Raw genomic sequence first — 25,749 nt, forward strand, 5'->3', positions numbered from 1 at the left:
CCGTGCTCAGGACGCCGCGGTGCGCAGCCCCTGGATGTCGATCTGCTCCGTCTCGTCGTGGGCCGTCAGGTCGATGACCTGGCCGACGCCGCGCGCCTGCGGATCAGCCGGCTTGAAGCCGGACTCGGACTCCGCCTTGTGCATCGCGAGGGCCTCCTGGCCGACGACGTCCGCGAGGTCCTCGTTCTGCACGGATGTCACGGACTCCCCCGACCTCTTGGTGCCGAAGAAGTCGAAACCGCCGGCCGTGGCCGGGCGCCGCGGCGGGGCCGCCGGTACGACGGCGACGGCGGTCGGCACGGTGAAGTGCCCGGTGGCGTGGGCCGGTTTGGTCACGGCCGGCTGGGGCTGCCGCGCGGTCGGGACGGCGGTGTGCTCCCGCCCGGCGACCGCCGTGGGCTTCCCCGCCGCCTCGTCCTCCTCACCGGAGCGGCCCCGTCCGGTGCCGGCCTCCGCGGAGCGGCTCATCCCGCCGCCGTTGCCCGGGCCGTCGTCCTTCGGGGGAACGGACTCCGGGGAGGTCTTCGCCCGGGCCGCGGTGAGCGCGGAGAGCGCCGAAGGCGCGGGCACCTTGGGGGCGTTCCCCGAGATGTCCGCCGTCGCCTTCGCGGGGCCGCTCCCGTCCACGGTCTCGTCCTCCTCGACGGACTCGACAGATGGGCCGGGTTCGGCGGATTCGGCGGGTTCGATGGATTCGGCGGATTCGATGGATTCGCCGGATTCGATGGATTCGCCGGATTCGACGGACTCAGCGGTGCCGTCCTCCGTGGCCGCCAGCGCCGCGTCGTCGCCCGTGGCGTCGTCGCCCCGCGTCGGGTCCTCGCCCTGCTCCGGGTCGTCGCCCTGCGCCGATGCGGCGGTCTCCTCCGGGGCGTCGCCCTTCGGCTCGGCGTCCTGCGATGCCTCGTCGCCGTCGTCCTTGACGAGTCGTGCCAGCGCCGAGTCGGCCCGCAGGAAGAGTGCGGATCCCTCGGGGGAGAACGCCCCGGGAGTCGCCGCCTCCGGCGTGGCGTTCCGCTCCGGTTCGGCCGCGTCCGCACCGGTCCCGCCCTCGGAGTCCCGTACGTCCAGGCCTTCCGGGGTCCCGCTCTCGGCGGCGTCCGGCGTCGTGGAGCCGCCCGGCGCACCCGTCTCCCCGGCGGGGAGCGCCCGGGCCGCCGGCGCCGTCGTCTCTATGGCCAGCAGACGGCGGCCCTCCAGGGCTGTCGCGCGCTCCGTCTCCGCGGTGGCGTACCGCCGCAGCAGGGCCGCGTGCTCGTTGCGCAGCCTGGCCAGCTCCGCACGCTTCGCGCGCAGCTTCTGCTCCAGCTTGGTGCGCAGCTCGCGCGACTCCTCCAGGTCGGACTCCAGCTCGGCGACCCGCTCCTCGTGGCGCCATTCGTCACTCGCCCGCGCGCGCGTGAGGTCAGCGACGTGTTTGCCCGCGGCCACGTCCCAGCGGCGCATGACGACCGCGCCCAGCACCGTCGTCGCCGCGGCACCCGCGGCCAGCCCACGGAGCACCAGTGGCTCCGTGAACAGCCAGGGCCCCACGGCGCAGACGATCGAGACGCCGGCGATCATCGAAGAGGGCAACAGCCTGTGCAAGGGCGGAGAATGGCGGTGACGTCCACGTGGCATGGCCAGAAACTTACCGCGCGTAGGCGAATGATGGTGCCCCGCCCGGTAAAAACACGCCACTCCTATGCGTTCACTCCACCCGGGGGCCACCGGAAACGGAAGAGCCGCCCCCAAATCCGATGCATTCCCTCCCGCCGCGCATACGACACGGGAACCGGAGGGTGGCGGCGCCCGTCCCGTCGGCGCCTCGCGGCCGCTTCACGGTGCCTCCGGCAGTCGCCGACCCCTATTCAAGATCATTTCCTGGCGGGGCGCGAGCCTTGTCCTCCCGGACGGGATCCCCCGCCCGAAAGCGACCCCGGGGCACACCCCCGGGCGAATTCCGGAGCCGTAGCGAGACAACACCGGCACAGGCCGGCTCCGTGTCGGAGCCGGCCTCCGCCGGATTGCGCGGAATTCCGGGCGGAGCCGCCGCGCATTCGTCCCCTCAGCGGTCGCTGAGCCGCCCGCTCAACCACTGCAAGGCCGCCGGGATCTCCCGTCGCCAGGTGTTGAAGTTGTGACCGCCACTGTCGAGGATGATCGACGAGATCCGGGTCGGCTTCCTGGCCTCCACCTGCTGAATGAACTTGAGCGTGGACCGGTAGTCGCCCTCGCCGACCCTGCTGCTGCTGACGAGCAGGGAGGTGTCCGGGGCGGGCAGATGCTTGAGGCACCACCACAGATCGGCCCGGTTGCGCAGGTTCTTGTCGCCGTGGAAGAGGTCGCCCGTGGTCGGGTCGATCGGCGCCTTGTAGTACGGCGACAGGCCCGCGCCGGCGGCGTAGGAGTCCGGGTGGTGCATCGCCAGCTTCAGCGCGCAGTAGCCGCCCGTCGAGTCGCCTATGACGCCCCAGCTGCCGGGCTTCTCCCCGACCCGGTAGTGCGCCCCGACCGCGTCGGGAAGGTCCTTCGCGAAGAACGTCTCGCTCCGCGGGCCGCCCGGGACGTCCACGCACTCCGTGTCCCGGGGAGGCGCCACGGTCGGCCGCAGCATCACCAGGATCATCGGCTGCATCCTGCCGCTCTTGGCCAGCCCGTGCGCCGTCTGTGGATAGTGCAGCCCCTTGATGAGCGCCTCGGCCGTGCCCGGGTAGCCGGTGAGAACGACGGCCGCGGGGAACGTGCGTGTGCGGTACTGCGGCTGGAAGTACTCCGGCGGCAGATACACATACGCGGGCGTGGCCACGTGGGTGGTCCGCCCCACTATGTCGACTCGCTGGATCTGCCCGCCGATCTGTGGCCGCGCACCGCCTTGCACATTCACTTCACGGGTGCCGACCACCTGGAGGGGACCCCCGGTCGAACCGGCCAGACCATGGTTGACGACCACACCCTGGGTGCTCTCCTGGCCGAGCAGGTCGGCCCAGCTGGCATAGAACCCGAAGGCCTGGTTGGTGGCGAGCCCGACCGACGCGAAGACCGCGAGCTGGGTGGCGAACAGCAGGCCGACCCGTCCGCCGACGGCCCGCCAGGTGCGCCGCGCCAGCCGTGGCCAGTACCAGACCGTGCCCGCGAACAGCAGCACGGCGAACAAGACCGCCAGAACCAGCACTTTGTTGCTCGTGAGACCCATGGGCTCTTTTCCTGCCTGCGCTTTCCGACCCATGGGGCGTCACCCGCACTTTCGCGAGGGCTTGCCCCGGACTTTCCTTCGCCTTTGAACCGGCTTTGAGGTGGGGAGTGAACCTCTCTCCCCGCAACACCGTCCTAGAGGGCGCAATGTCGCCGGATGCCCGAAACGGCACCGGACACAAGGTCTCTCGCAGAACTACGGGATGCGATGTCTGTCAGGATAGATGGGGAAAAGTCGGGCGAGGTTCCGGAGCGATCCCATGTGGTGCGCCGCATACTCCGCGGCCCGCTCCCGGAATCCGTCCCCGCACTGGTCGCCAGGGCCTGCACACTCGTGGGGCTCCTGGACATCGCCGCAGGCGTCTTCCCGCGCTTCCGGCACAGCCGCATGCACCGCATCGTCGAGGTCCTGCCCGGGGCGTTCGGCCCGTTCGCGGCCGCCCTGTCGCTGAGCGCCGGCGTTCTTCTGCTGCTTCTCGCGCACGGGCTGCGGCGGCGCAAGCGCAGGGCGTGGCGCGCGGCCGTGCTGCTCCTCCCGGCGGGTGCCGTGGCGCAGTTCGTCTACCGCCATTCCGTCATCGGCGTGCTGATCTCGGTGGCGCTGCTGCTGCCGTTGCTGCGCCATCGAAGGGAGTTCGCGGCCCTGCCCGACCCGCGCAGCCGCTGGCGGGCGCTCGCCAACTTCGTGCTCATGGGGGCCGGTTCACTGGGCCTCGGCCTGGTCATCGTCAGCGTCCACACGCACCGCATGGTCGGCGACCCGAGCGTGTCCGACCGCATCGAGCATGTGCTGTACGGCCTGCTGGGCTTCGAGGGCCCGGTGGACTACACCGGCGACACCTCCTGGACGGTGGGCTTCTCGCTCGGCGCGCTCGGTCTGCTGACCGCGGTCACCACGATCTACCTCGCCTTCCGCCCCGAACACCCCGCCGCCCGGCTCACCGAGGAGGACGAGGCCCGGCTGCGCGCCCTGCTGGAGAAGCACGGCGCCCGCGACTCGCTCGGCCACTTCGCGCTCCGCCGCGACAAGGCGGTCGTCTTCTCGCCGAGCGGCAAGGCCGCGGTCACCTACCGCGTCGTCTCCGGCGTGATGCTCGCCAGCGGGGACCCGATCGGCGACGTGGAGGCGTGGCCCGGCGCCATCGAGCGGTTCATGGACGAGGCCAAGGCCCACTCCTGGACCCCCGCGGTCGTGGGCTGCTCGGAGACGGGCGGCGAGGTCTGGACCCGCGAGACCGGCCTGGACGCCCTCGAACTGGGCGACGAGGCGGTGGTGGACGTCAGGGATTTCTCACTCACCGGGCGCGCGATGCGCAACGTGCGCCAGATGGTGAAGCGCATCGAGCGGGCCGGTTACGAAACCCGGGTACGGCGCATCCGTGACCTCAGCGACGGCGAGCTGGAACGCATACGGCGCGCGGCCGAGGACTGGCGTGGCACGGACACCGAGCGCGGCTTCTCCATGGCACTCGGCCGCATCGGCGATCCCGCCGACGCCGACTGCCTCATCGCCACGGCGCACAAGCCTGACGCCGCGCAGGGCCCCTACGGCGATCTGAAGGCGATCCTGCACTTCGTCCCGTGGGGCACCGACGGTGCCTCGCTGGACCTGATGCGCCGGGACCGCTCGGCGGACCCGGGCATGAACGAACTGCTCATCGTGGCCGCCCTCCAAGCCGCCCCGAAGCTCGGGATCGAGCGCGTCTCGCTGAACTTCGCGATGTTCCGCTCGGCCCTGGCACGCGGCGAGAAGATCGGCGCGGGACCGGTGCTGCGCGCGTGGCGGGGACTGCTGGTCTTCCTTTCCCGCTGGTTCCAGATCGAGTCCCTGTACAAGTTCAACGCGAAGTTCCAGCCGCGCTGGGAGCCGCGGTTCGTGGTCTACGCGTCCTCCCGCGACCTGCCGCGCATCGGCCTGGCCATGATGCAGGCGGAGGGCTTTGTGAACCTGGCGCTGCCCCGCTTGCTGCGCCGCTCCGCCCCGGTGCAGCGCCCCTGCGCCCACACGGTGGCGGAGCACGGCGTCCGGGCGGCCTGACCCCACCGGACCCGGGCCGGGCCACCTGACCGGGCCGCCTCCCGGCCCGTACGACCGCGGGCCGCGCCGAGGGCCGATCCGCTCCCCTTCACGACAGGTCCAAGACAGGTGCACGACCGGTCCGAGCGAGGGCCCCGGCCCGCCCAGCCCGGAAGCCCTCGCTCGGACGCCCACCCACCTGGCCGTCCCCAAGTACCCCGCTTCCCTCACGGCACACCCGCGGCCACCACAGGCCCACCTGCCGCGGCACCGGCCCGGACCCGGGGCCCGATCCGGTCCCGCCCCGGACCCGCGGGCCCGGGGCGGGACCCTCGGGGGCCTACGCTGAACATATGAGCACGAAGACCGGGCGGGGCCACGTGGCGGGCCTTCCTACATGGGACCGCTGCGCGGTCATGGGCGTCGTCAACGTCACCCCCGACTCCTTCTCGGACGGCGGCCGCTGGTTCGACACCACCGCCGCCGTCAAGCACGGCCTCGACCTGGTCGCGCAGGGCGCCGACCTGGTCGATGTCGGCGGGGAGTCCACCCGCCCCGGGGCCACCCGCGTCGACGAGACCGAAGAGCTCAGGCGGGTCGTCCCGGTCGTGCGCGGCCTCGCCTCCGAGGGCGTCACGGTCTCCGTGGACACCATGCGCGCCTCCGTCGCCGAACAGGCCCTCGCCGCCGGGGCCGCCCTCGTCAACGATGTCAGCGGCGGCCTCGCGGACCCCGCGATGATCCCCGTCGTCGCGGCCTCCGGCGCCCCCTTCGTGGTGATGCACTGGCGCGGCTTCCTGGAGGGGGGCAACGTCAAGGGCGTCTACGAGGACGTCGTCACCGAGGTCGTCGACGAACTCCACGCGCGCGTGGAGGCCGTGCTGGAGGGCGGTATCGCCCCCGACCGGATCGTCGTCGACCCCGGCCTCGGCTTCTCCAAGCAGGCCGAGCACGACCTCTCCCTGCTCGCCCACCTCGACCGGCTGCACGCTCTGGGCCATCCCGTGCTGGTCGCCGCCTCCCGCAAGCGGTTCCTGGGCCGTGTCCTGGCCGGCCCCGAGGGCGCGCCCCCGCCCGCCCGCGAGCGCGACGCCGCCACGGCCGCCGTCTCCGCACTCGCCGCCCAGGCCGGCGCGTGGGCGGTCCGCGTGCACGAGGTCCACGCGACGGCGGACGCGGTGCGCGTCGCACGCGCCATCGAGGCGGCGCGCGCGGCCGGCCCCGCGCCGGACGGCCCCACCGACGGCACGCGCCCGGGCACCGGATCCGCCGAAGGAGCCCGGTGAGCACCGCCCACACCGATGTCGAACAGGTGGAGCGGGCCAACACCGCCTTCTACGAGGCGATGGAAAGGGGTGACTTCGAGGAGCTGTCCTCGCTGTGGCTGACGCCCTCCGACCTGGGCATCGACGAGGAGTATCACGACCCGGCGGACGCCGGCGTGGTCTCCTGCGTCCACCCCGGCTGGCCCGTGCTGACCGGCCGCGGCGAGGTCCTGCGGTCGTACGCCCTGATCATGGCGAACACCGACTACATCCAGTTCTTCCTGACGGACGTCCATGTCTCGGTGACCGGCGACACCGCCCTGGTGAGCTGCACCGAGAACATCCTCAGCGGCGGCCCGGCCCCGGAGGAGGGCGAGGAGCTGGGCCCCCTCGTCGGCCAGATCGTCGTCGCCACGAACCTGTTCCGCCGCACCCCCGACGGCTGGAAGCTCTGGTCCCACCACGCCTCCCCCGTCCTGACCGAGTCCACCGACGAAGAGGACGACGACTCGTCCGCGTGAAGCAGGTGGCAGACGCTGCCGGATTGGGTAGGCGGCCTGACGTGGCGGGAATCACCTACCCCCGGGTAGGGGTCGGCTACCGCCGCGTAAGACACCGTGTTTGCCAGGGAAAACGCCCGATGAAGCCTCCGGCCGTGACAGGGGCGCACGCTTTCGCGAGCGAACGCTGTCGGTGCCCGCAGGTAGATTCGCATTCGAGGCTGGTGCACCGACCGCACTCGGTGCGCACCTGCCGCTACCGACGATTGCAGGAGTGATTCGCGTGGATCGTGTCGCGCTGCGCGGCCTGAAGGCCCGCGGACACCACGGCGTGTTCCCCAAGGAACGCGAGGAGGGGCAGACCTTCATCGTGGACCTCGTGCTGGGCCTGGACACCCGGCCGGCCGCGGTCGACGACGACCTGTCGAAGACCGTGCACTACGGCATCGTCGCCGAAGAGGTCGTGGCCCTGGTCGAAGGAGAGCCCGTGGACCTCATCGAGACGCTCGCCGAGCGCATCGCTCTCGCCTGCCTCAAGCACGCCCCGGTCCGCGAGGTCGAGGTGTGCGTGCACAAACCGGACGCGCCGATCACCGTCCCCTTCGACGATGTGACCGTCACCATCACCCGGAGCCGAGTATGAGCGCCTTCTTCGCCGGGGGTCAGAGCGACCCGACCGTACAGCCGGTGCCCGCCTCCGTGGTGGAGCAGGTGGACGCCGCCGACACGACCCTGCAGAACCCCAAACGCGCCGTGATCTCCCTCGGCTCGAACCTGGGCAACCGCCTGGAGAACCTCCAGGGCGCCATCGACGCCCTGGAGGACACCCCGGGCGTCCGCGTCAAGGCGGTCTCCCCGGTCTACGAGACGGAGCCGTGGGGCGTCGCCCCGGGCAGCCAGCCCGCGTACTTCAACGCGGTGGTCGTGGTGAAGACCACCCTGCCCCCGTCCTCGCTCCTGGAGCGGGCCCATGCGGTGGAGGAGGCCTTCCACCGGGTGCGGGACGAGCACTGGGGCGCGCGCACCCTGGACGTGGACATCATCGCGTACGCGGAAGTCGTCTCCGGCGACCCGGTGCTGACCCTCCCCCACCCGCGCGCCCACGAGCGGGCCTTCGTCCTCGCCCCGTGGTACGACCTGGACCCTGCGGCCCAGCTCCCCACCCGGGGTCCGGTGGCGGATCTGCTCGCCGCCGTCACCCTCGAAGGCGTCACGCCCCGCCCCGACCTGGAACTCCGGCTGCCGGAATAGTCGTTAAGGTCTACCGGGCCGGGATGCTCCCGGCTCCACGACCGCGGACGGGTGACCGTCGGGCGCTGACGAAGGGGCATCGTGAAAGAGCTGCGCATCAGGACGCTGGCGGCGGTGTTCGTGGTGGCCGGAGTGCTGTCCTGGGCGGCGGCCCGTCTGTGGAGCGCGGTGGGCACCCTCCCCCGGGTCCCCCTGGCCGCGCCCATTGTCCTCGCCCTGATCGCCGTGGTCCTGCTGGCCACGGCGCTCTCCCTGCGGACCCGGCTGAAGGCCCAGCGGGAGCGCCGCCCCGGCGCGAAGGGCGTCGACCCGCTGATGGCGGCCCGGGCGGTCGTCTTCGGCCAGGCGAGCGCCCTGGTGGCGTCCCTGGTCGCCGGAATGTACGGCGGCGCGGGCGTCTTCCTCCTGGAGTCGCTGGACATCCCCACGACGCGCGACCAGGCCATCTACGCCGGCTTCTCGGTCCTGGCGGGCATCGCCGTCATAGGGGCCGCCTTCTTCCTGGAGCGCGTCTGCCGCCTCCCGGACGACGACGAGCACAGCGGCGACGGCGACACAAAAGCGGTCTCGTAGGGCCCTGAGGGAGCACCGCGGCCCGCGGGGCCTCAGCGCGCCATGATGAGGCTCATGGCCTCGTTGCGGGTGGCCGCGTCCCGTAGCTGACCGCGCACCGCCGAGGTGATCGTCTTCGCGCCGGGCTTGCGGATGCCGCGCATCGACATGCACATGTGCTCGCACTCGACCACGACGATCACCCCGCGCGGCTCGAGGATCTCCATGAGCGAGTCGGCGATCTGCGTCGTCAGCCGCTCCTGCACCTGCGGCCGGCGCGCGAAGACGTCCACGAGCCGGGCCAGCTTCGACAGGCCCGTGATCTTTCCGCTGGTGGCCGGGATATAGCCGACGTGCGCGACCCCCCTGAACGGCACCAGGTGATGCTCACAGGTCGAGAACACCTCGATGTCCTTCACCAGCACCATCTCGTCATGGCCCAGGTCGAAGGTCGTCGTCAGGACGTCCTCGGGCTTCTGCCACAGGCCGGCGAAGATCTCCCGGTACGCGCGGGCCACCCTTCCCGGAGTCTCGCGCAGGCCCTCCCGGTCCGGGTCCTCCCCGACCGCGATGAGCAGCTCCCGTATGGCGTTCTCCGCGCGCTTCTCGTCGTACTCGCCGATTCTGCCCTCGCCGTCCAGCGTCACCGGGTCGGTCATGTGGTGCCTCGTTCCTGCGCCTGGGACGCGTGCGGATTACGCGTCTGGTGTGCGGCCTGAAGGGAAACGCCGCGCCCCCCAGGCTAAAACCCTGGGGGGCGCGGCAGAAATTCCGGGCCTTCGGGGCCCTTGGGAGGGCCCTGGATCAGCTCTCCCGGCGGTCCTCCGGAGCCTTCTCGGTGGGGAGGGACTCGGTCGCGTTGGCGATCGCCGGGGCCGCGCCGTTCGCCCCGTTCGTCAGTGCGAGCTCCTTCGGGGAGAGCACCGGCGGGCGGGTGGACGGCGTGCGGCGCGAGGAGCCGGTCCAGGCGGGCCGCGGCGGGCGCTTGACGACCGGGGCGAAGATCTCGGCGATCTCCTCCTTGCCCAGGGTCTCCTTCTCGAGCAGCGCGAGCACCAGGTTGTCGAGGACGTCGCGGTTCTCGACCAGGATCTCCCAGGCCTCGTTGTGCGCGTTCTCGATCAGCTTCTTGACTTCCTCGTCCACCAGCGCGGCGACCTCCTCCGAGTAGTCGCGCTGGTGAGCCATCTCACGTCCGAGGAACGGCTCGGTGTTGTCGCCGCCGAACTTGATCGCGCCGAGACGCTCGGTCATGCCGTACTGCGTGACCATCGCGCGGGCCGTGGACGTGGCCTTCTCGATGTCGTTCGCGGCACCCGTGGTCGGGTCGTGGAAGACCAGTTCCTCGGCCGCGCGGCCGCCCAGCATGTAGGCGAGCTGGTCCAGCATCTCGTTGCGCGTCGTGGAGTACTTGTCCTCGTCCGGGAGCACCATCGTGTAGCCGAGGGCGCGGCCGCGGGAAAGAATCGTGATCTTGTGGACCGGGTCGGAGTTCGGCGAGGCCGCCGCGACCAGGGCGTGACCGCCCTCGTGGTACGCGGTGATCTTCTTCTCCTTGTCCGACATGATCCGGGTCCGCTTCTGCGGGCCCGCGACCACGCGGTCGATCGCCTCGTCCAGCATCTGATTGTCGATCAGCTTGCGGTCGCTGCGGGCCGTGAGGAGGGCCGCCTCGTTCAGCACGTTCGACAGGTCGGCGCCGGTGAAGCCGGGGGTGCGGCGGGCGACGGCCGCCAGGTCGACGTCCGGGGCGACCGGCTTGCCCTTCTGGTGGACCTTGAGGATCTCCAGACGGCCCTGCATGTCCGGGCGGTCGACCGCGATCTGGCGGTCGAAGCGGCCGGGGCGCAGGAGGGCCGGGTCGAGGATGTCGGGGCGGTTCGTGGCGGCGATGAGGATCACGCCGCCCTTCACGTCGAAGCCGTCCATCTCGACGAGCAGCTGGTTCAGGGTCTGCTCGCGCTCGTCGTGACCGCCGCCGAGACCGGCGCCACGGTGGCGGCCGACCGCGTCGATCTCGTCGACGAAGACGATGGCCGGTGCGTTCGCCTTGGCCTGCTCGAACAGGTCACGGACTCGGGAGGCACCGACACCGACGAACATCTCGACGAAGTCGGAACCCGAGATCGAGTAGAAGGGCACGCCCGCCTCGCCCGCGACGGCACGCGCGAGCAGCGTCTTGCCCGTACCGGGAGGCCCGTAGAGGAGGACACCCTTGGGGATCTTGGCGCCGACGGCCTGGAACTTGGCCGGCTCCTGGAGGAACTCCTTGATCTCCTGGAGTTCCTCGACGGCCTCGTCCGCGCCCGCGACGTCCGTGAAGGTCGTCTTCGGGGTGTCCTTGGTGATGAGCTTCGCCTTGGACTTCCCGAAGTTCATGACCCGGGAGCCGCCGCCCTGCATCTGGTTCATCAGGAACAGGAAGACGACCACGATGAGGACGAAGGGCAGCAGAGAGAGCAGGATCCCGACGAACGGGTTCTGCTTGGACGGCGAGACCGTGTAGCCGTCCGGGATCTGCTTGGTCTGGTACTTGTCCTGCAGGATGTTGGCCAGGGTCTCGCCCTGGTGCCCGATGTAGCTCGCCTGGATCTTCGAGCTGTCCTGGACCTTCTGGCCGTCCTTCAGCAGGACCTTGACGATCTGCTCGTCGCCGGTGGTCAGCTTGGCCGACTGGACCTTGTTCTCATTGATCGCCGCGACGACCTGGCCGGTGTCCACCGTCTTGTAGCCGCCGGAGGAGCCGACGACCTGCATCAACACGACCACGGCAAGGACGGCCAGCACGATCCACATGACCGGCCCACGGAAGTATCGCTTCACGTCCATCCATACGGAGCGGTGCCGCCCCGTCCCTCCTGCCATAGTGAGTTTGATAAAGACAGTTCTTCTGACGGTACCCCAGGATTGTCACCCGCAGCCGCGGGGACCGCTGGCAATACCGTCCACGCATGCTCCAACGGCGCGAGACCCGCTGGGGTTCCCGAACGTACGGAAAGAGCCCGGACCCCGGGGTTCGGCCGCCGTCGCCGACGGCCGGACCCCCGAGGTTCAGCCGCCGTAGACGTGAGGCGCGAGCGTACCGACGAACGGGAGGTTGCGGTACTTCTCCGCGTAGTCGAGGCCGTAGCCCACGACGAACTCGTTCGGGATGTCGAAGCCGACCCACTCGACGTCGATGGCGACCTTGGCCGCCTCCGGCTTGCGCAGCAGCGTGCACACCTTCAGGGAGGCGGGCTCGCGCGAGCCGAGGTTGGAGATCAGCCAGGACAGGGTCAGGCCGGAGTCGATGATGTCCTCGACGATCAGGACGTGCCTGCCCTTGATGTCGGTGTCGAGGTCCTTGAGGATCCGCACGACGCCGGAGGACTGGGTGCCGGCGCCGTAGGAGGACACGGCCATCCAGTCCATGGTGAGGGGGGTGGACAGCGCCCGCGCGAGGTCGGCCATGACCATCACCGCGCCCTTGAGGACACCGACGATCAGCAGGTCCTTGCCCGCGTACTCCGCGTCGATCTTCGCGGCCAGCTCGGCCAGCTTCGCGTCGATCTCTTCCTTGGCGATGAGCACCTGCTTGAGGTCGGCACCCATGTCTTTCGCGTCCACCCGCATCACTTTCGGTCGTCCCGCCGCTTTGATTGCCCGCTCGCCTCGGGGGTGCCCGTGCCGCTGTGGACGGTCGACCGTCCGCGGACACCCGCGCGGGGCAGCCGCAACGACTACAGCCCTCGCGGCCGGTATCCACTGTCCCTCGCGACAGCGGCACACCCCTTCGGCTCGCTCGCGCGGCTGACCGGTCCCACCCCGGAGGGTGACCGGACGCCTCCCGAAGGGGGCGGGTTTTCAGCCGTGCCGAATCACCAGTCTGCCACCCTGACGCTGGGCGACGACTTTGCCCGGGAGATTGATGGCTCCCTGGCCGCGCCAGCCGGTGATCAGGCGGTCCACTTCCTCGATGTGACGGGCGAAGAGGGACCCGGCCGGAGCACCGGCCTCGATGGCGACGCGCCGCAGGATCCTGCGGCGCACGGCGGGGGGCAGGGCGTAGAGCTTCGCGCACTCCAGGAGGCCGGAGGCGTCGCGTACCGCGGTCTCGGCCTGGCTGGCCCAGGCGTCGAGGGCGTCGGCGTCGTCGCGGGAGAGCTGGGCCGTGCGGGCGAGGGCTTCGACGACGCCCTTGCCGAGCGCCTTCTCCAGGGCGGGCAGGCCCTCGTGGCGGAGCCGGGAGCGGGTGTACGCGGGGTCGGCGTTGTGGGGGTCGTCCCAGACGGGCAGGGCCTGGACCATGCAGGCCTTGCGGGCGGTCTGCCGGTCGATGTGCAGGAAGGGGCGACGGTAGCGGCCGTCGGCCCCCGAGACCGCGGCCATGCCTGACAGGGAGCGGATGCCGGAACCGCGGGCGAGGCCGAGCAGGACGGTCTCGGCCTGGTCGTCGCGGGTGTGCCCGAGGAGGACCGCTGTGGCGCCATGGCGCTCGGCGGTGGCGTCCAGGGCGGCATAGCGCGCGTCGCGGGCGGCGGCTTCGGGGCCTCCGGCGCGGCCGACGCTCACGGCGATGGAGACGACCGGGTCGAGGCCCAGCTCGCGCAGGCGCAGGACCACCTCGTCGGCGCGCAGGTCGGAGCCGTCCTGCAGTCCGTGGTCGATGGTGATGCCGCCGGCGCGGACGCCGAGTTTGGGGGCCTCGAAGGCGAGGGCGGAGGCGAGCGCCATCGAGTCGGCGCCGCCGGAGCACGCCACGAGCACGAGCGGCGCGGAGGGGCGCTCGTGGGAGGGGGAGGCGCTGCTCGGTTCCGTGGTCTGCTCGGTGATGATGTCGTGGAGGACGCGGCGAACCGCCAGGCGTATCGCCGCGACCGCAGGATGGGGACCCATGTCCGGTTCCCTTCATGAAGTTGTCGGGGGGTGAGCCCGATTGCTGGTCACTCTGAGTGTGTAAATGGTGACAGAAACGGGCCGTTCCCCGAGCATTGCACGCCTACCCATCGCTCACGGTCCCTCGGACGAGTGATTGGCGGGGCGTTCACCTGCCGACGGCCGGATTCGTCTCACCCCGCTCGCGCCGGGCTTACGGCTCCGCCCTGCGATGCACCCGTGCGACCCAGTCCGCCGGTTTGGCGATCTCCGCCTTGGTGGGGAGGGTGTTGGGAGAGGTCCACACCCGGTTGAAGCCGTCCATGCCGACCTGCTCGACGACCGCCCGCACGAACCGCTCTCCGTCACGGTACTGCCTGAGTTTGGCGTCCAGGCCAAGCAGTTTGCGCAGGGCGAGGTCGAGACGGGAGGCGCCCCTGGCGCGGCGCTGCTGGAACTTCTCGCGGATCTCGGCGACGGACGGGACGACGTCCGGGCCGACGCCGTCCATCACGAAGTCCGCGTGGCCTTCGAGGAGGGACATCACGGCGGTCAGCCGCCCGAGGATCTCCCGCTGGGCGGGCGTCTGCACGAGTTCGACGAACGAGTGACCGTCGTCACCCTCTTCGCCCTCCGTGCGGCCCCCGGCGAGGGACTGGACCGCTTCCCTCAGGCGCTCCAGGACCGTCATGGGGTCGACATCGGTCTCTCCCAGGAAAGACTGGATTTCGCCCTCGAGGTGATCGCGCAGCCAGGGCACCGCGGTGAACTGCGTGCGGTGCGTCTCCTCGTGCAGGCACACCCAGAGGCGGAAGTCGTGGGGGTGGACGTCCAGCTCGCGTTCCACGTGCACGATGTTCGGCGCGACCAGCAGGAGGCGGCCGCCGCCGTTCTCACCCGCGGGCAGTTCGCGGGTGGCCGGGGCGAAGGTCTCGTACTGGCCGAGGACCCGGGAGGACAGGAACGACAGCAGCATGCCCAGTTCCACGCCCGTGACCTTGCCGCCGACGGCACCGAGGACGGCTCCGCCGGGGGTGCTCCCGCGCCGCCGCTCCATCTTGTCGAGGAGGGGCCTGAGGATCTCCCGGAATCCGGCGACGTTCGCCCGGACCCAGCCGGGCCGGTCGACGACGAGGACGGGAGTGTCGCGGACGCCCTCCTCGCCCATACGAGCAAAGCCCCGGACATGTTCCTCCGAGGCCTTCGCGTGCCGGCGCAGCTCCGCGACGACCGCGCGGGCCTCGTCGCGGCTCACCTCGGGGCCCGGCCGCACGAGCCGGGTCGCGGTCGCCACCGCGAGATTCCAGTCGACCATCCCAGGAGATCCGGCACCACCGATGCTCGTCATGCGTCAACGGTACGTGAGCACCGCCGCTCGGGGCAGGGCAGCGCAACGCGGGACGGTGCGCCCCGAGGGGAGCCCACCGCCGAGGTTGGTGCCCCACCAGGGCAGCGCACGCGCGGGCGGCCCGGAGCGGCGCACCGCACGGGGGTGGGGCGGTGCGCCACCGGCGAGGTGGGGCGGTGCGCCACCGGCGGTGCGGGGCTGCGCCCCACCGGCGGTGCGGGGCCGCGCGCCACCGGCGAGGTGGGGCGGTGCGCCACCGGCGGTGCGGGGCTGCGCGCCACCGGCGGTGCGCCCCGAGGTCGGGCGGTGCGCTACCGGCAACCGCAGCCCGCCAGCCCCGCCGCCGTGCGGTCCAGGGCCTCCCGGGCGGCCGTCTGGTCCATCGAGCCGTCTGTCAGGAAGGCGAACGCCAGCAGCCGGCCGTCGGCGTCGACCACCGTCCCGGCGAGGGTGTTGACGCCCGTCAGCGTGCCCGTCTTGGCCCGTACGAGACCGGTGCCCGAGCGTTCGGCGGCCTCCGTGTAGCGGTCGCTGAGGGTGCCCGTGAAGCCGGCCACCGGCAGACCCGTCAGAACCGGGCGGAGTTCGGGGTGGGACGCGGAGCCGGCGAGGGCCAGCAGGGACGTGAGCAGATCCGCCGTGAGCCGGTCGTCGCGGTTCAGCCCGCTGCCGTCGTGGAACGTCGCCCCGGTGAGCGGGAGCCGCAGCTTGCCGAGCTGGGCGGCGATCGCGGCCGCGCCGCCGTCGAAGCTCGGCCGGCCGCCGGTGGCCAGGGCGGTCTGGCGCGCGAGGGCCTCGGCGATGTCGTTGTCGCTGTTGGTGAGCATCCGCTCGACCACGGCGGACAGGGGCGGCGACTGGACGGAGGCGACGGTCTCGGCACGGGGCGTGGCCTTCGCCGCCGGGACGCCGGGGGCGGAGGTCTTGATGCCGCGCTCGCGCAGCAGCCCGCCGAACACGCGGGCCGCGTCCCCCGCCGGGTCCGTGCTGCGGTCCGCGGGCCCGTTGGTGGAGTCGTCCCGGCGGCCCTCGTCGGCCATCAGGGCCGTGACCGGGGCGAGGTTGGGGTTGGTCCCGATGGGGTGCAGCGCTTCGCCGGTGAACAGGGAGGCGTCGTAAGCGAGCGACACCGAGGTCACACCGCGCTTCTTGAGGGCGGCGGCGGTCGCGTCGGCGAGGGTGCGCAGGCTCGCCCAGCCGTCGGCCCGTGCACGGGCCGTCAGTGTGGGGTCGCCCCCGCCGACGAGCACCAGCTTGCCGGTGCCGGGCTCCAGCACCGTGCGGGTCGTGAGGCGGTGGTCGGGGCCGGCCGCGGAGAGCACGGCCACCGCGGTGGCGATCTTGGTCGTGGAGGCGGGGGTCAGCGCGTCGTCCGGGCTCTTGCCGTACAGTCGCCTGCCGGTCGCGACGTCGACCACCGCGGCCGTGCGCTTGGAGCCGAGGGAGGGGTCCCCGAGCAGCTTGTCGAGCGTGGCCGCAAGAGTCCGTGTGCCCGGCGCCGACAGGGTCGTGGCGGCGCCGACGCCGGCCAGCACGGGCGCGGCGGTCGGCGCGGGCGCCGGCGCCTCCGCCGTCGCGCCCGCGCCGCGTCCGTGATCTGCGCCACCCTCGCGGTCCCACGCTGCGGCCCGGTCGCGCTCGGCCGTACGCTGACCGGAGGAGTCCCAGGGACCGGCGGCATGCGCGGCCCCGACCGCGAGCACCAGGCCCATGACGGCGGCGACAGCCGCCAGTTGCGGGGTGGTGAGCCTCCCGGCGCGCGGGCGCGCGAGGTGCGCGATCCGTGCGACGTGCGGTTTCACCGCTCCGGTGAACCGTGCCATGCGTGGTCTCACGGTCTCGGCGACCCGCCGCGCGCGGGGTCGCACGGCCCCGGCCACGCGTGCGAGGCGCGGTCTCACGGCCTGCGCGGCCCGCGCCAGACGCGGCCTCGCGGCCCGCCAGGCCCTCAGCTCCGGCACGACCACCAGCCCCTTTCGCGATCACACACCTGCGTGAGGGACACTTAACCACCAGAACTATGTGTTGATCATGGAGGAGCCACCGGTGGAGTTCGACGTCACGATCGAGATCCCGAAGGGTTCGCGGAACAAGTACGAGGTGGACCACGAGACCGGTCGTATCCGCCTGGACCGTCGACTTTTCACCTCGACCAGCTACCCGGCCGACTACGGCTTCGTCGAGAACACCCTCGGCGAGGACGGCGACCCGCTGGACGCGCTGGTCATCCTTGAGGAGCCGACCTTCCCGGGCTGCCTCATCAAGTGCCGCGCCATCGGCATGTTCCGGATGACGGACGAGGCCGGCGGCGACGACAAGCTGCTGTGCGTGCCGGCGTCCGACCCGCGCGTGGAGCACCTGCGGGACATCCACCACGTCTCCGAGTTCGACCGCCTGGAGATCCAGCACTTCTTCGAGGTCTACAAGGACCTGGAGCCCGGCAAGTCCGTCGAGGGCGCCAACTGGGTGGGGCGTGCGGACGCGGAGGTCGAGATCGAGCGCTCCTACAAGCGCTTCAAGGAGCACGGCGGCCACTGACCCCTGTCGTCGACCGCGGGCCGCGTGATCCCACAGGGGTGACGCGGCCCGTTCGCGTACCTGTGCGCATACTGAGGCGTACGTGAGGTACATGCGGGACACAGGCTGAGGAAAGGCAAGAGGGAAGCAGGTGGCGGAGCCGGACACGGAGGACCGCAAGCCGCGGTCGGACGAGGCGAGGAGCGCATACCCGGCCCCCGGGTGGGGCGGCGACGACTCCGTGATGACGTCCGAGTTCACGATTCCGTTGGAGCTCGAGGTACTGACGACCGGCGGTGCCGAGTCCTCGACGACGTCCGAGTTCGCCGTTCCCGAGGGCCTCGACGTGCCGGCCGCCGGCACGGAGTCGGAGACGACCTCCGAGTTCGCCCTCCCGGACGGCCTGGAGGTCCCGCAGCCGCACGCGGCCGAGCCGGAGGGGTCGGCGTTCAGCCCGCCGAGCACCTACAGCGTCCGGCACGCCCCGGCGGCCTTCACCCCGCCGTCCGGCATCCCCATGGTCCGGCTGACCGACGAGGTGCCCTGGCAGGACCGTATGCGCACGATGCTGCGGATGCCGGTCGCCGAGCGGCCCGCTCTGGAGCCCGCGCAGAAGGCCGGGGAGACGGGCCCCGCCGTGCCGCGCGTGCTCGACCTGACCCTCCGAATCGGCGAACTGCTGCTGGCGGGCGGTGAGGGCGCCGAGGACGTGGAGGCCGCGATGTTCGCGGTCTGCCGTTCGTACGGGCTGGACCGCTGCGAGCCGACCGTCACCTTCACGCTGCTGTCCGTCTCATACCAGCCGTCCCTGGTGGAGGACCCCGTGTCGGCGTCGCGGACGGTACGCCGCCGCGGCACGGACTACACACGCCTGGCCGCCGTCTTCCGGCTCGTGGACGATCTCAGCGACCCGGAGACCGCGGTCTCCCTGGAGGAGGCCTACCGCCGGCTCGCCGAGATACGCCGCAACCGGCACCCCTACCCCGGCTGGGTGCTCACCGGCGCGAGCGGGCTGCTCGCCGGTGCGGCCTCGATTCTCGTCGGTGGTGACCTCGTGGTCTTCATCGCCGCGGCGATCGGCGCGATGCTGGGCGACCGCCTGGCGTGGCTGTGCGCCGGGCGCGGACTGCCGGAGTTCTACCAGTTCACGGTGGCCGCGATGCCCCCGGCCGCGATCGGCGTCGCGCTCACGGTCGCCCATGTCGAGGTGAACGCGTCCGCCGTGATCACCGGTGGTCTCTTCGCGCTGCTGCCGGGACGGGCCCTGGTGGCGGGCGTGCAGGACGGCCTGACCGGCTTCTACATCACCGCGGCGGCACGCCTGCTGGAAGTCATGTACTTCTTCGTGGGCATCGTGACCGGCGTACTGGTGGTCCTGTACTTCGGGGTGAAGCTGGGCGCCCAGCTGAACCCGGACGCCGCCCTGCATCTCTCCGAGCGGCCGGTCGTGCAGATCATGGCGTCGATCCTGCTGTCCCTGACCTTCGCGATCCTGCTCCAGCAGGAACGATCCACCGTGCTGCTGGTGGCCCTCAACGGAGGAGTCGCCTGGTGCGTCTACGGCGCCATGCACTACCCGGGCGGCATCTCGCCGGTCGCCTCCACGGCCGTCGCCGCCGGCCTGGTGGGCCTGTTCGGGCAGTTGCTGTCGCGCTACCGGTTCGCGTCCGCGCTGCCGTACACGACCGCCGCCATCGGGCCCCTGCTGCCCGGTTCGGCGACCTATTTCGGGCTGCTGTCGATGGCCCAGAACCACGTCGACAACGGCCTGGTGTCACTGGCGAAGGCAGCCTCCCTCGCCATGGCCATCGCCATCGGCGTGAACCTCGGGTCGGAGATCTCGCGGCTGTTCCTTCGGATTCCGGGCGGTTCCGCCGAGGGACGCCGGGCGGCCAAGCGGACGCGCGGCTTCTGACGCGCGTCCTCCGAGGCCCTTCGCGGCCCGGGCTCCGGGCGGGACGGCCGGATTCCGGGCGCCCGGGTCAGTTCTGCGGGTAGCCCTGGCTGTAGGGGTGCGGCTGCTGGGGCTGCTGCTGCGGCGCGTAGCCCCGGTCGCTGCCGTACGGCTGCTGCGGCTGCTGCGGCTGCTGGTGGTCCTGGGGGTACTGCTGGGCATAGGGCTGCTGCCGGGGCCGGCCGTAGTACTCGTCGTAGCCGCCCTGGTTCGTTCCGTACGGCTGCTGTCCCTGCCCACCGTGGTTCTGCTCGCCGTGGTTCTGCCCGCCGTAGGTCTGGCCCTGCTGGCCGTAGGCCTGGTTCGGGTTCGGGTGGCCGTAGGCCTGGTTCGGGTGGCCGTAGGCCTCGTTCGGGTTCGGGTGGCCGTAGGCCTCGTTCGGATGGCCGTAGGCCTGGTTCTGGTCCTGGCGGGCCGGCGGCACGGCGCGCAGCCGCGTCGTCGCGTCGTCCATGACCGGCTGCCGCTGCCCGAAGGCCGGCTGCGGGAAGGGCGGCTGCTGGAGGGGTGGCTGCTGCGCGGCCGGGGCCTGCGCCGACTCGTTCCTGGCCTTGGAGCGTGCCCGCAGGAACTCGATGGCGATCGGGACCACCGAGACGAGGACGATCAGGATGAGGATCGCCTCGATGTTGTTCTTGACGAAGCCGATGTTGCCCAGCCAGGAGCCGAGCAGGGTGACGCCCGCGCCCCACAGGGCGCCGCCGATGACGTTGAAGACCAGGAAGGAGCGGTACCGCATGCCGCTGACCCCGGCGATGATCGGCGTGAACGTGCGCACGACGGGCACGAAGCGGGCCAGCACCAGGGACTTCGGACCGTACTTCTCGAAGAACTCGTGGGCCTTGGTGACGTTCTCCTGCTTGAAGAGGCGGGAGTTCGGCCGGTTGAAGAGCGAGGGGCCGACCTTCTTGCCGAACATGTAGCCCGCCTGGTCGCCCAGGATCGCGGCGAGGCAGATCAGCGCGATGGCTCCCGCCAGAGGGAAGTCCATCTGGTTCGAGGTGATCAGCAGACCGCAGGTGAACAGCAGCGAGTCGCCTGGCAGGAAGAACCCGATGAGCAGTCCGGACTCGGCGAAGACGACGAGGAGCAGGCCCCAGATACCGAAGGTGCCCAGGAGGTGGTTCGGATCCAGCCAGCTCGGGCCGAGGGCAAGCGTCATCACGGTTCCGGGCTCCTGAAGGGGTGAGGGGAGGCGCGGCGCCCTGACGGGCGGCCGGCACCACGGCGATGGCCGGACAAAGCTATCAACGGACGGCGTCCCCAGCGGGTTCCACCGGTGTCTCCAGCATGCACCGTGCGTGAGGTACGACTCCAAGGGGCGCCGACCACGGGCCGGCACCCCTTACCCGCACCTGTCCTGCGCTCACCCGTCGTGGCGGTCCGCGTTCGCCGTGATCGCGTCCCTGAGGTGCTCGGCGAGACCCGGCCGCATGGAGTCGTAGAACGCCCTGAAGCGCTCGTCGGAGACGTACATCTCACCGAGACAGCGATGCAGCTCGTACGAGCACTCGTAGAACCATGTGCAGATGTGCTGCCGGTGTTCCTCGGCCAGGTCCATGGCCCGCTCCCCGGCCGGGGGCTCCCCGGCGGCCATGAGGGCGTCGTAGCGCTCGCCCCAGGCGGCCGTCTCGTCCTGTATGCGCTTCCAGTCGTCCTTGGTGTAGCGCGCGGTGCGCCGCTGCGACTCGGCGTACTCCGACGTGCCGCCCCAGCGGCGCTCGGCCTCCTCCGCGTACCGCTCCGGGTCCTTGGCCCCGAACACCTCGAACCTCTCCTCGGGCGTGAGGTTGATGCCCATCGTGCGTGCCTCCATGGCGTGCTCCACGGCCGCCGCCATCTTCTGCAGTCGCTCGATCCGGGCGGTCAGCAGCTTGTGCTGCCGGCGCAGATGCGCGCCCGGGTCCGCGTCCGGGTCGCCGAGCAGGGCGGCGACCTCCTCGAGCGGAAAGCCAAGTTCCCGGTAGAACAGGATCTGCTGCAACCGGTCGAGGTCGGCGTCACCGTAACGCCGGTGACCGGCGTGCGTGCGCTCACCGGGTACGAGCAGGCCGATCTCGTCGTAGTGGTGCAACGTGCGCACGGTCACACCGGCGAAATCGGCCACCTGGCCCACCGAGTAACTCACTTCCGCTCCCTTCTGGGTACGCATTCAGACTCGGGCCTCACGTCGCGTGAGGTGCAAGGCGCATGTTCCCGGCCGCCTCGGGACGCCGGGATCACCCGGAAGACCCGCACCACGTGGAACGCGGGGAACACCGGGAACGCGGACCGCCCGCGTGCCAGGGCGTTCATCACGTTTTGCCCCCCTATGGTGGGCGCGTGGCCCAGGACACCGCGCAGAAGGCAGCCGTCGCCCCGGCGACCCCCGCGCGGGGGCTGCTGCCGCTGACCCTCCCGGCGCTCGTCGCCGGGTTCGGAGCCAGTCTCCTCGGCCTTGCCATGAGCGGACCCGCCACACAGCTCCGGCAGGTCCTGTGGGGGAACCTGCCCGACGCCGTGGGCGTGGGCCGCTACTCCGCGCCCCGGATCCTGGTCGTGATCACCGCGACGGGCGTCCTGGCCGGCCCCCTCGTCTGGAAGGCACCCGGGGTGAACGGGAGACGGCGCACTCGCCCCAAATGACCGCAGCACCGCAGAAGCACAGGACCGCGGCACCGCCGCACCGCAACACCGCAGGAACGCAACACCACAGGAACGCGGACCGCAGGACCGTTACGACACGACGGGAGACGAGACACCATGGCGCTGCACACGGGCCGGGGGAAACCCGACGAGCACCCCAGGTCGATGAACCCCTTCTACGGAGAGGCCAACCCGGTCGTCGAGATGACCGAGGCGCCGCCCAGGCATCGGCTCCCCGCGGGCCCGATGCTGCCCACGACCGCCTACCAGCTGGTCCACGACGAACTGATGCTGGACGGCAACTCGCGGCTGAACCTGGCCACCTTCGTCACCACCTGGATGGAATCCGAGGCCGGGACGCTGATGGCCGAGTGCCGCGACAAGAACATGATCGACAAGGACGAGTACCCCCGCACGGCCGAGCTCGAGCGCCGCTGCGTGGCCATGCTCGCCCACCTGTGGAACGCGGACCCGCAGTCCGCCGTGGGCTGTTCGACGACCGGCTCCAGCGAGGCCTGCATGCTCGCCGGACTGGCCTTCAAGCGCCGCTGGGCCCGTCGCAACGCGGACCGCTACCCCTCCAAGGACGCCCGCCCGAACCTGGTGATGGGGGTGAACGTCCAGGTCTGCTGGGATAAGTTCTGCAACTTCTGGGAGGTCGAGGCGCGCCAGGTACCCATGGAAGGCGACCGGTTCCATCTGGACCCGCAGTCCGCCGTCGAGCTGTGCGACGAGAACACGATCGGGGTGATCGGCATCCTCGGCTCCACGTTCGACGGGTCGTACGAGCCGATCGCCGACCTGTGCGCGGCCCTGGACGACCTCCAGGAGCGTACGGGCCTCGACATCCCCGTGCATGTGGACGGTGCCTCCGGGGCGATGATCGCGCCCTTCCTGGACGAGCACCTGGTGTGGGACTTCCGGCTGCCGAGGGTCGCGTCGATCAACACCTCCGGCCACAAGTACGGGCTGGTCTACCCGGGCGTGGGCTGGGCCCTGTGGCGCGACGCGGAGGCCCTTCCGGAGGAACTCGTCTTCCGCGTCAACTACCTGGGCGGCGACATGCCGACCTTCGCGCTCAACTTCTCCCGCCCGGGGGCCCAGGTCGTGGCGCAGTACTACACGTTCCTGAGGCTGGGCCAAAAGGGCTTCCGGGCGGTCCAGCAGACGACCCGGAACGTGGCGCGGGCTCTCGCCGACCGGGTGGAGGCACTGGGCGACTTCCGACTCCTCTCCCGCGGCGAGGAGTTGCCGGTCTTCGCGTTCACGACCACGCCGGACGTGACGGCGTACGACGTCTTCGATGTCTCCCGGGGGCTGCGCGCATACGGCTGGCTGGTGCCCGCGTACACCTTCCCCGCCAACCGCCAGGACCTGTCCGTGCTGCGGATCGTGTGCCGCAACGGCTTCTCCACGGACCTGTCCGATCTGTTCATCGAGGATCTGAACCGGCTGCTTTCGGACCTGCGGCGGCAGCCGTGTCCGCTGACGCACGACAAGAAGGTCGCCACGAGCTTCCACCACTGACGCCGCCGGGCTCGGCCGCCCGCCGGGTCAGCCCTGGGGCGTGCCCTGCTCCACGGCCACCAGTTCGAAGGCCTTCCTCCCGTCCAGCGACTCCCGGACGATGTCCGCGTGGCCCGCGTGCCGGGCCGTCTCACGGATCAGGTGGAGCACCAGCCATCGCATCGAGACACGCTCGTCGGGCGGGAACCAGGGGTCGTTGGGCAGCGGGAAGGTGTCGTCGAGGCTCGGCACCGAGCGGATGAACGCCTCGGTCTCGGCGGCGACCTTCCCCCAGTACGCGAGCTGTGACTCGACCGTCTCGTCCTCCAGGAGCTCGAAGCTCTCGTGCCAGTTCGCCTCGGTCCGCCGCAGGGCCGGCGGCTCCTGCCGGGCCCGGGCGACCCAGCCCTGCTCGGTCTCGGCGACGTGCTTGAGCAGCCCGCCCAGGGACAGCCTGCTCGCGCTGGGGCGGGAGCGCGCCTGCTCCTCCGTCAGCCCGAGCAGGGCCCGGCGGATGCCGCCCCGTTGCTCCTCCAGGAAGGAGAGCAGTGCACCGCGTTCGTCGCCCCGCTCCTCCGCGCGTACATGCATGACCATGAACGGCCGCCTTTCCTCGGTTCCGGCGAGATCACCCTCTGCCTGACACCGAAGACGCTAGAGGCCCTTGCGGTCAGCTTCTGTCCGCAAGGGCCCCCACGGCGACATCATCGCGAAGAACTCAGAACGGGAACGCGCTCCGCCCGTGCTGCACCGAGATCCACTTCTGTGTGGTGAACGCTTCGATCGTGGTCTCGCCGTTCAGCCGGCCCATGCCCGAGTGCTTCTCGCCGCCGAAGGGGACGAGCGGCTCGTCGTGGACCGTGCCGTCGTTCACGTGGAACATGCCCGTGTCGATCCGCTTGGCGAAGGCCACACCGCGCTCCACATCGGCGGTATGGACGGCGCCGCTGAGGCCGTAGGGGGTGTCGTTGACGAGGCGGACGGCCTCCTCCTCGCCGTCGAAGGGGATGAGGAGGGCGACCGGGCCGAAGATCTCCTGCTGGAAGATCGAGGAGTCGGCGGGGACGTCCGTCAGGACTGTCGGCCGCACCAGGTTGTCGGTGGTCGAGCCGTGCACGAGGGCCGTGGCGCCCTCCGCGATGGCCTGCTCCACCGCGCCGGAGATCGCATCCGCCTGCGAGGAGTTGATGACCGGGCCGAGGACGGTCTCCGGATCGCGCGGATCGCCCGCTTTGAGGGAGCGCACCTTGGCGACGAACTTGTCGGTGAACTCGGCCTGGATCGAGCGGTCCACCAGGACGCGGTTGGCGGCCATGCAGACCTGGCCCTGGTGCACATAGCGACTGAAGACGGCCGCGTCGACCGCGTAGTCGACATCCGCGTCGTCGAGGACCACCAGGGCGCTGTTGCCGCCGAGTTCGAGGACGGAGCGCTTGAAGAGCGACGCGCAGACGGTGGCGACGTGCCGGCCGACCTTGTCGGAGCCGGTGAAGGAGATGACCTTCGGGATCGGGTGCTCGATGAAGGCGTCGCCGATCTCGGCTATGTCGGTGATCACGACGTTCAGCAGACCGCCCGGCAGTCCCGCTTCCTCGAAGATCTTCGCGACCAGGGAGCCGCCGACGATGGGGGTGTTCTGGTGCGGCTTGAGGACCACACCGTTGCCGAGGGCGAGCGCCGGGGCGACGGACTTGATCGACAGCAGGAAGGGGAAGTTGAACGGGCTGATCACGCCGACCACGCCGACGGGCACACGGTAGAGGCGGTTCTCCTTGCCGTCGATCGGGGAGGGCAGGATCTTGCCTTCGGGGCGCAGCGCGAGCTGGATCGACTCGCGCAGGAACTCCTTGGCGAGGTGCAGCTCGAAGGCGGCCTTCAGCCGGGTGCCACCCAGCTCGGCGGTGATCACTTCGGTGATCTCGGTCTCGCGGTCCTCGATGAGCCTGAGGGCCTTCTCGAACACCACGCGGCGGGCGTAGGGGTTGGTGGACGCCCACTGCTTCTGGGCGGCCGCGGCGGCCTTGTACGCGTCGTCGATCTCGTCGACCGTGGCTATGGTGATCGACGCCAGCTTCTCGCCGTCGTACGGATTGAAGTCGATGATGTCCCAGGAGCCTGTGCCCGGGCGCCACTCACCACCGATGTACTGCTGAGCCAGATCGGTGAAGTAGGACGACATGTGATCC

General features: G+C 71.0%; 22 protein-coding genes. 10 read left to right on the forward strand and 12 right to left on the reverse strand.

Features of this window, described 5'->3' with window-relative positions; all coding sequences use genetic code 11:
- Positions 1-6: 6 nt before the first annotated feature.
- Both ACIP94_RS09400 and ACIP94_RS09405 read right to left on the reverse strand, forming a co-directional pair.
- Positions 7-1,620 (reverse strand): hypothetical protein, encoded by a 1,614-nt coding sequence (locus ACIP94_RS09400; protein ID WP_402421893.1) that lies wholly within the window; start codon positions 1,618-1,620, stop codon positions 7-9.
- A 427-nt stretch (positions 1,621-2,047) separates the two neighbouring features.
- Positions 2,048-3,175: an alpha/beta hydrolase gene (locus tag ACIP94_RS09405; RefSeq protein WP_402421896.1), complete on the reverse strand. Its 1,128-nt coding sequence runs from the start codon at positions 3,173-3,175 to the stop codon at positions 2,048-2,050.
- Between the two features lie 207 nt (positions 3,176-3,382).
- Here ACIP94_RS09405 and ACIP94_RS09410 point away from each other — a divergent pair, with 207 nt between their 5' ends.
- The 6 genes from ACIP94_RS09410 to ACIP94_RS09435 all read left to right on the forward strand — a co-directional run bounded on the left by ACIP94_RS09410 (position 3,383) and on the right by ACIP94_RS09435 (position 8,780).
- Entirely contained in the window at positions 3,383-5,212 is a 1,830-nt protein-coding gene (locus ACIP94_RS09410) for a phosphatidylglycerol lysyltransferase domain-containing protein (protein ID WP_402421898.1), read from the forward strand.
- Between the two features lie 332 nt (positions 5,213-5,544).
- Positions 5,545-6,477, forward strand: a complete 933-nt coding sequence (gene folP / locus ACIP94_RS09415) for a dihydropteroate synthase (RefSeq protein WP_402421901.1) — start codon at positions 5,545-5,547, stop codon at positions 6,475-6,477.
- The gene (locus ACIP94_RS09420) at positions 6,474-6,977 is read left to right on the forward strand and encodes a nuclear transport factor 2 family protein (protein WP_402421903.1); all 504 of its coding nucleotides are present in this window, start codon (positions 6,474-6,476) and stop codon (positions 6,975-6,977) included. Before folP ends, ACIP94_RS09420 begins: the two co-directional genes overlap by 4 nt.
- A gap of 262 nt (positions 6,978-7,239) precedes the next feature.
- Positions 7,240-7,599, forward strand: coding sequence for a dihydroneopterin aldolase (gene folB / locus ACIP94_RS09425; RefSeq protein ID WP_402421906.1), 360 nt, complete (start codon positions 7,240-7,242; stop codon positions 7,597-7,599).
- Positions 7,596-8,207: a 2-amino-4-hydroxy-6-hydroxymethyldihydropteridine diphosphokinase gene (gene folK / locus ACIP94_RS09430; RefSeq protein ID WP_402421909.1), complete on the forward strand. Its 612-nt coding sequence runs from the start codon at positions 7,596-7,598 to the stop codon at positions 8,205-8,207. The genes folB and folK overlap by 4 nt, the downstream gene beginning before the upstream one ends.
- Before the next feature lie 81 nt (positions 8,208-8,288).
- On the forward strand, positions 8,289-8,780 hold the full coding sequence (locus ACIP94_RS09435; protein ID WP_402421912.1) for a DUF3180 domain-containing protein: 492 nt from the start codon (positions 8,289-8,291) through the stop codon (positions 8,778-8,780).
- A gap of 32 nt (positions 8,781-8,812) precedes the next feature.
- On the opposite strand, the gene folE is transcribed toward ACIP94_RS09435, so the two are convergent.
- From folE to dacB, 6 genes are all read right to left on the reverse strand, one after another.
- Positions 8,813-9,418 carry a GTP cyclohydrolase I FolE gene (gene folE, locus ACIP94_RS09440; protein ID WP_402421915.1) on the reverse strand — a complete coding sequence of 202 codons (606 nt, stop codon included), beginning with the start codon at positions 9,416-9,418 and terminating at the stop codon, positions 8,813-8,815.
- Positions 9,419-9,563: 145 nt separating this feature from the next.
- Complete coding sequence (gene ftsH / locus ACIP94_RS09445; RefSeq protein WP_402421918.1) at positions 9,564-11,588, reverse strand: ATP-dependent zinc metalloprotease FtsH; 2,025 nt, start codon at positions 11,586-11,588, stop codon at positions 9,564-9,566.
- A gap of 222 nt (positions 11,589-11,810) precedes the next feature.
- The gene (gene hpt, locus ACIP94_RS09450) at positions 11,811-12,371 is read right to left on the reverse strand and encodes a hypoxanthine phosphoribosyltransferase (protein ID WP_402421921.1); all 561 of its coding nucleotides are present in this window, start codon (positions 12,369-12,371) and stop codon (positions 11,811-11,813) included.
- 231 nt (positions 12,372-12,602) lie between these two features.
- Positions 12,603-13,634 carry a tRNA lysidine(34) synthetase TilS gene (tilS, locus tag ACIP94_RS09455; protein ID WP_402421923.1) on the reverse strand — a complete coding sequence of 344 codons (1,032 nt, stop codon included), beginning with the start codon at positions 13,632-13,634 and terminating at the stop codon, positions 12,603-12,605.
- A gap of 193 nt (positions 13,635-13,827) precedes the next feature.
- Entirely contained in the window at positions 13,828-14,961 is a 1,134-nt protein-coding gene (locus ACIP94_RS09460) for a zinc-dependent metalloprotease (protein ID WP_402421926.1), read from the reverse strand.
- Positions 14,962-15,272: 311 nt separating this feature from the next.
- Entirely contained in the window at positions 15,273-16,928 is a 1,656-nt protein-coding gene (dacB, locus tag ACIP94_RS09465; protein WP_402421929.1) for a D-alanyl-D-alanine carboxypeptidase/D-alanyl-D-alanine-endopeptidase, read from the reverse strand.
- A gap of 79 nt (positions 16,929-17,007) precedes the next feature.
- Between dacB and ACIP94_RS09470 the strand changes: the two genes are divergently transcribed.
- Both ACIP94_RS09470 and ACIP94_RS09475 read left to right on the forward strand, forming a co-directional pair.
- On the forward strand, positions 17,008-17,499 hold the full coding sequence (locus ACIP94_RS09470; protein ID WP_402421932.1) for an inorganic diphosphatase: 492 nt from the start codon (positions 17,008-17,010) through the stop codon (positions 17,497-17,499).
- A gap of 223 nt (positions 17,500-17,722) precedes the next feature.
- Positions 17,723-19,393, forward strand: a complete 1,671-nt coding sequence (locus ACIP94_RS09475; protein ID WP_402423026.1) for a threonine/serine exporter ThrE family protein — start codon at positions 17,723-17,725, stop codon at positions 19,391-19,393.
- A gap of 67 nt (positions 19,394-19,460) precedes the next feature.
- On the opposite strand, the gene ACIP94_RS09480 is transcribed toward ACIP94_RS09475, so the two are convergent.
- Together ACIP94_RS09480 and ACIP94_RS09485 are read right to left on the reverse strand one after the other, a co-directional pair.
- The gene (locus tag ACIP94_RS09480; RefSeq protein WP_402421935.1) at positions 19,461-20,597 is read right to left on the reverse strand and encodes a DedA family protein; all 1,137 of its coding nucleotides are present in this window, start codon (positions 20,595-20,597) and stop codon (positions 19,461-19,463) included.
- Between the two features lie 201 nt (positions 20,598-20,798).
- The gene (locus ACIP94_RS09485) at positions 20,799-21,560 is read right to left on the reverse strand and encodes a MerR family transcriptional regulator (RefSeq protein ID WP_402421938.1); all 762 of its coding nucleotides are present in this window, start codon (positions 21,558-21,560) and stop codon (positions 20,799-20,801) included.
- Between the two features lie 194 nt (positions 21,561-21,754).
- On the opposite strand from ACIP94_RS09485, the gene ACIP94_RS09490 reads away from it, so the two are divergent.
- Both ACIP94_RS09490 and ACIP94_RS09495 read left to right on the forward strand, forming a co-directional pair.
- On the forward strand, positions 21,755-22,057 hold the full coding sequence (locus ACIP94_RS09490) for a hypothetical protein (RefSeq protein WP_402421941.1): 303 nt from the start codon (positions 21,755-21,757) through the stop codon (positions 22,055-22,057).
- Between the two features lie 117 nt (positions 22,058-22,174).
- Entirely contained in the window at positions 22,175-23,584 is a 1,410-nt protein-coding gene (locus ACIP94_RS09495; RefSeq protein ID WP_402421943.1) for a glutamate decarboxylase, read from the forward strand.
- 27 nt (positions 23,585-23,611) lie between these two features.
- Here ACIP94_RS09495 and ACIP94_RS09500 read toward each other — a convergent pair whose 3' ends face one another.
- A complete protein-coding gene (locus tag ACIP94_RS09500) occupies positions 23,612-24,160 on the reverse strand; it encodes a DinB family protein (RefSeq protein WP_402421946.1) in 549 nt (182 codons plus the stop codon).
- Positions 24,161-24,281: 121 nt separating this feature from the next.
- Positions 24,282-25,742, reverse strand: a complete 1,461-nt coding sequence (locus ACIP94_RS09505) for an aldehyde dehydrogenase family protein (protein WP_402421949.1) — start codon at positions 25,740-25,742, stop codon at positions 24,282-24,284.
- Positions 25,743-25,749: the final 7 nt, after the last annotated feature.

Source organism: Streptomyces sp. NPDC093261, from assembly GCF_044753645.1.
Lineage (GTDB): Bacteria > Actinomycetota > Actinomycetes > Streptomycetales > Streptomycetaceae > Streptomyces.

Excerpts from the sequence above, each read along its gene's own strand:
- ACIP94_RS09400 (WP_402421893.1), bottom strand. The coding sequence starts at position 1,620 with ATGCCACGTGGACGTCACCGCCATTCTCCGCCCTTGCACAGGCTGTTG.
- ACIP94_RS09405 (WP_402421896.1), bottom strand. The coding sequence starts at position 3,175 with ATGGGTCTCACGAGCAACAAAGTGCTGGTTCTGGCGGTCTTGTTCGCC.
- ACIP94_RS09410 (WP_402421898.1), top strand. The coding sequence starts at position 3,383 with ATGTCTGTCAGGATAGATGGGGAAAAGTCGGGCGAGGTTCCGGAGCGA.
- folP (WP_402421901.1), top strand. The coding sequence starts at position 5,545 with ATGAGCACGAAGACCGGGCGGGGCCACGTGGCGGGCCTTCCTACATGG.
- folK (WP_402421909.1), top strand. The coding sequence starts at position 7,596 with ATGAGCGCCTTCTTCGCCGGGGGTCAGAGCGACCCGACCGTACAGCCG.
- folE (WP_402421915.1), bottom strand. The coding sequence starts at position 9,418 with ATGACCGACCCGGTGACGCTGGACGGCGAGGGCAGAATCGGCGAGTAC.
- ftsH (WP_402421918.1), bottom strand. The coding sequence starts at position 11,588 with ATGGACGTGAAGCGATACTTCCGTGGGCCGGTCATGTGGATCGTGCTG.
- hpt (WP_402421921.1), bottom strand. The coding sequence starts at position 12,371 with ATGCGGGTGGACGCGAAAGACATGGGTGCCGACCTCAAGCAGGTGCTC.
- tilS (WP_402421923.1), bottom strand. The coding sequence starts at position 13,634 with ATGGGTCCCCATCCTGCGGTCGCGGCGATACGCCTGGCGGTTCGCCGC.
- ACIP94_RS09460 (WP_402421926.1), bottom strand. The coding sequence starts at position 14,961 with ATGACGAGCATCGGTGGTGCCGGATCTCCTGGGATGGTCGACTGGAAT.
- ACIP94_RS09475 (WP_402423026.1), top strand. The coding sequence starts at position 17,723 with ATGACGTCCGAGTTCACGATTCCGTTGGAGCTCGAGGTACTGACGACC.
- ACIP94_RS09495 (WP_402421943.1), top strand. The coding sequence starts at position 22,175 with ATGGCGCTGCACACGGGCCGGGGGAAACCCGACGAGCACCCCAGGTCG.
- ACIP94_RS09500 (WP_402421946.1), bottom strand. The coding sequence starts at position 24,160 with ATGGTCATGCATGTACGCGCGGAGGAGCGGGGCGACGAACGCGGTGCA.
- ACIP94_RS09505 (WP_402421949.1), bottom strand. The coding sequence starts at position 25,742 with ATGTCGTCCTACTTCACCGATCTGGCTCAGCAGTACATCGGTGGTGAG.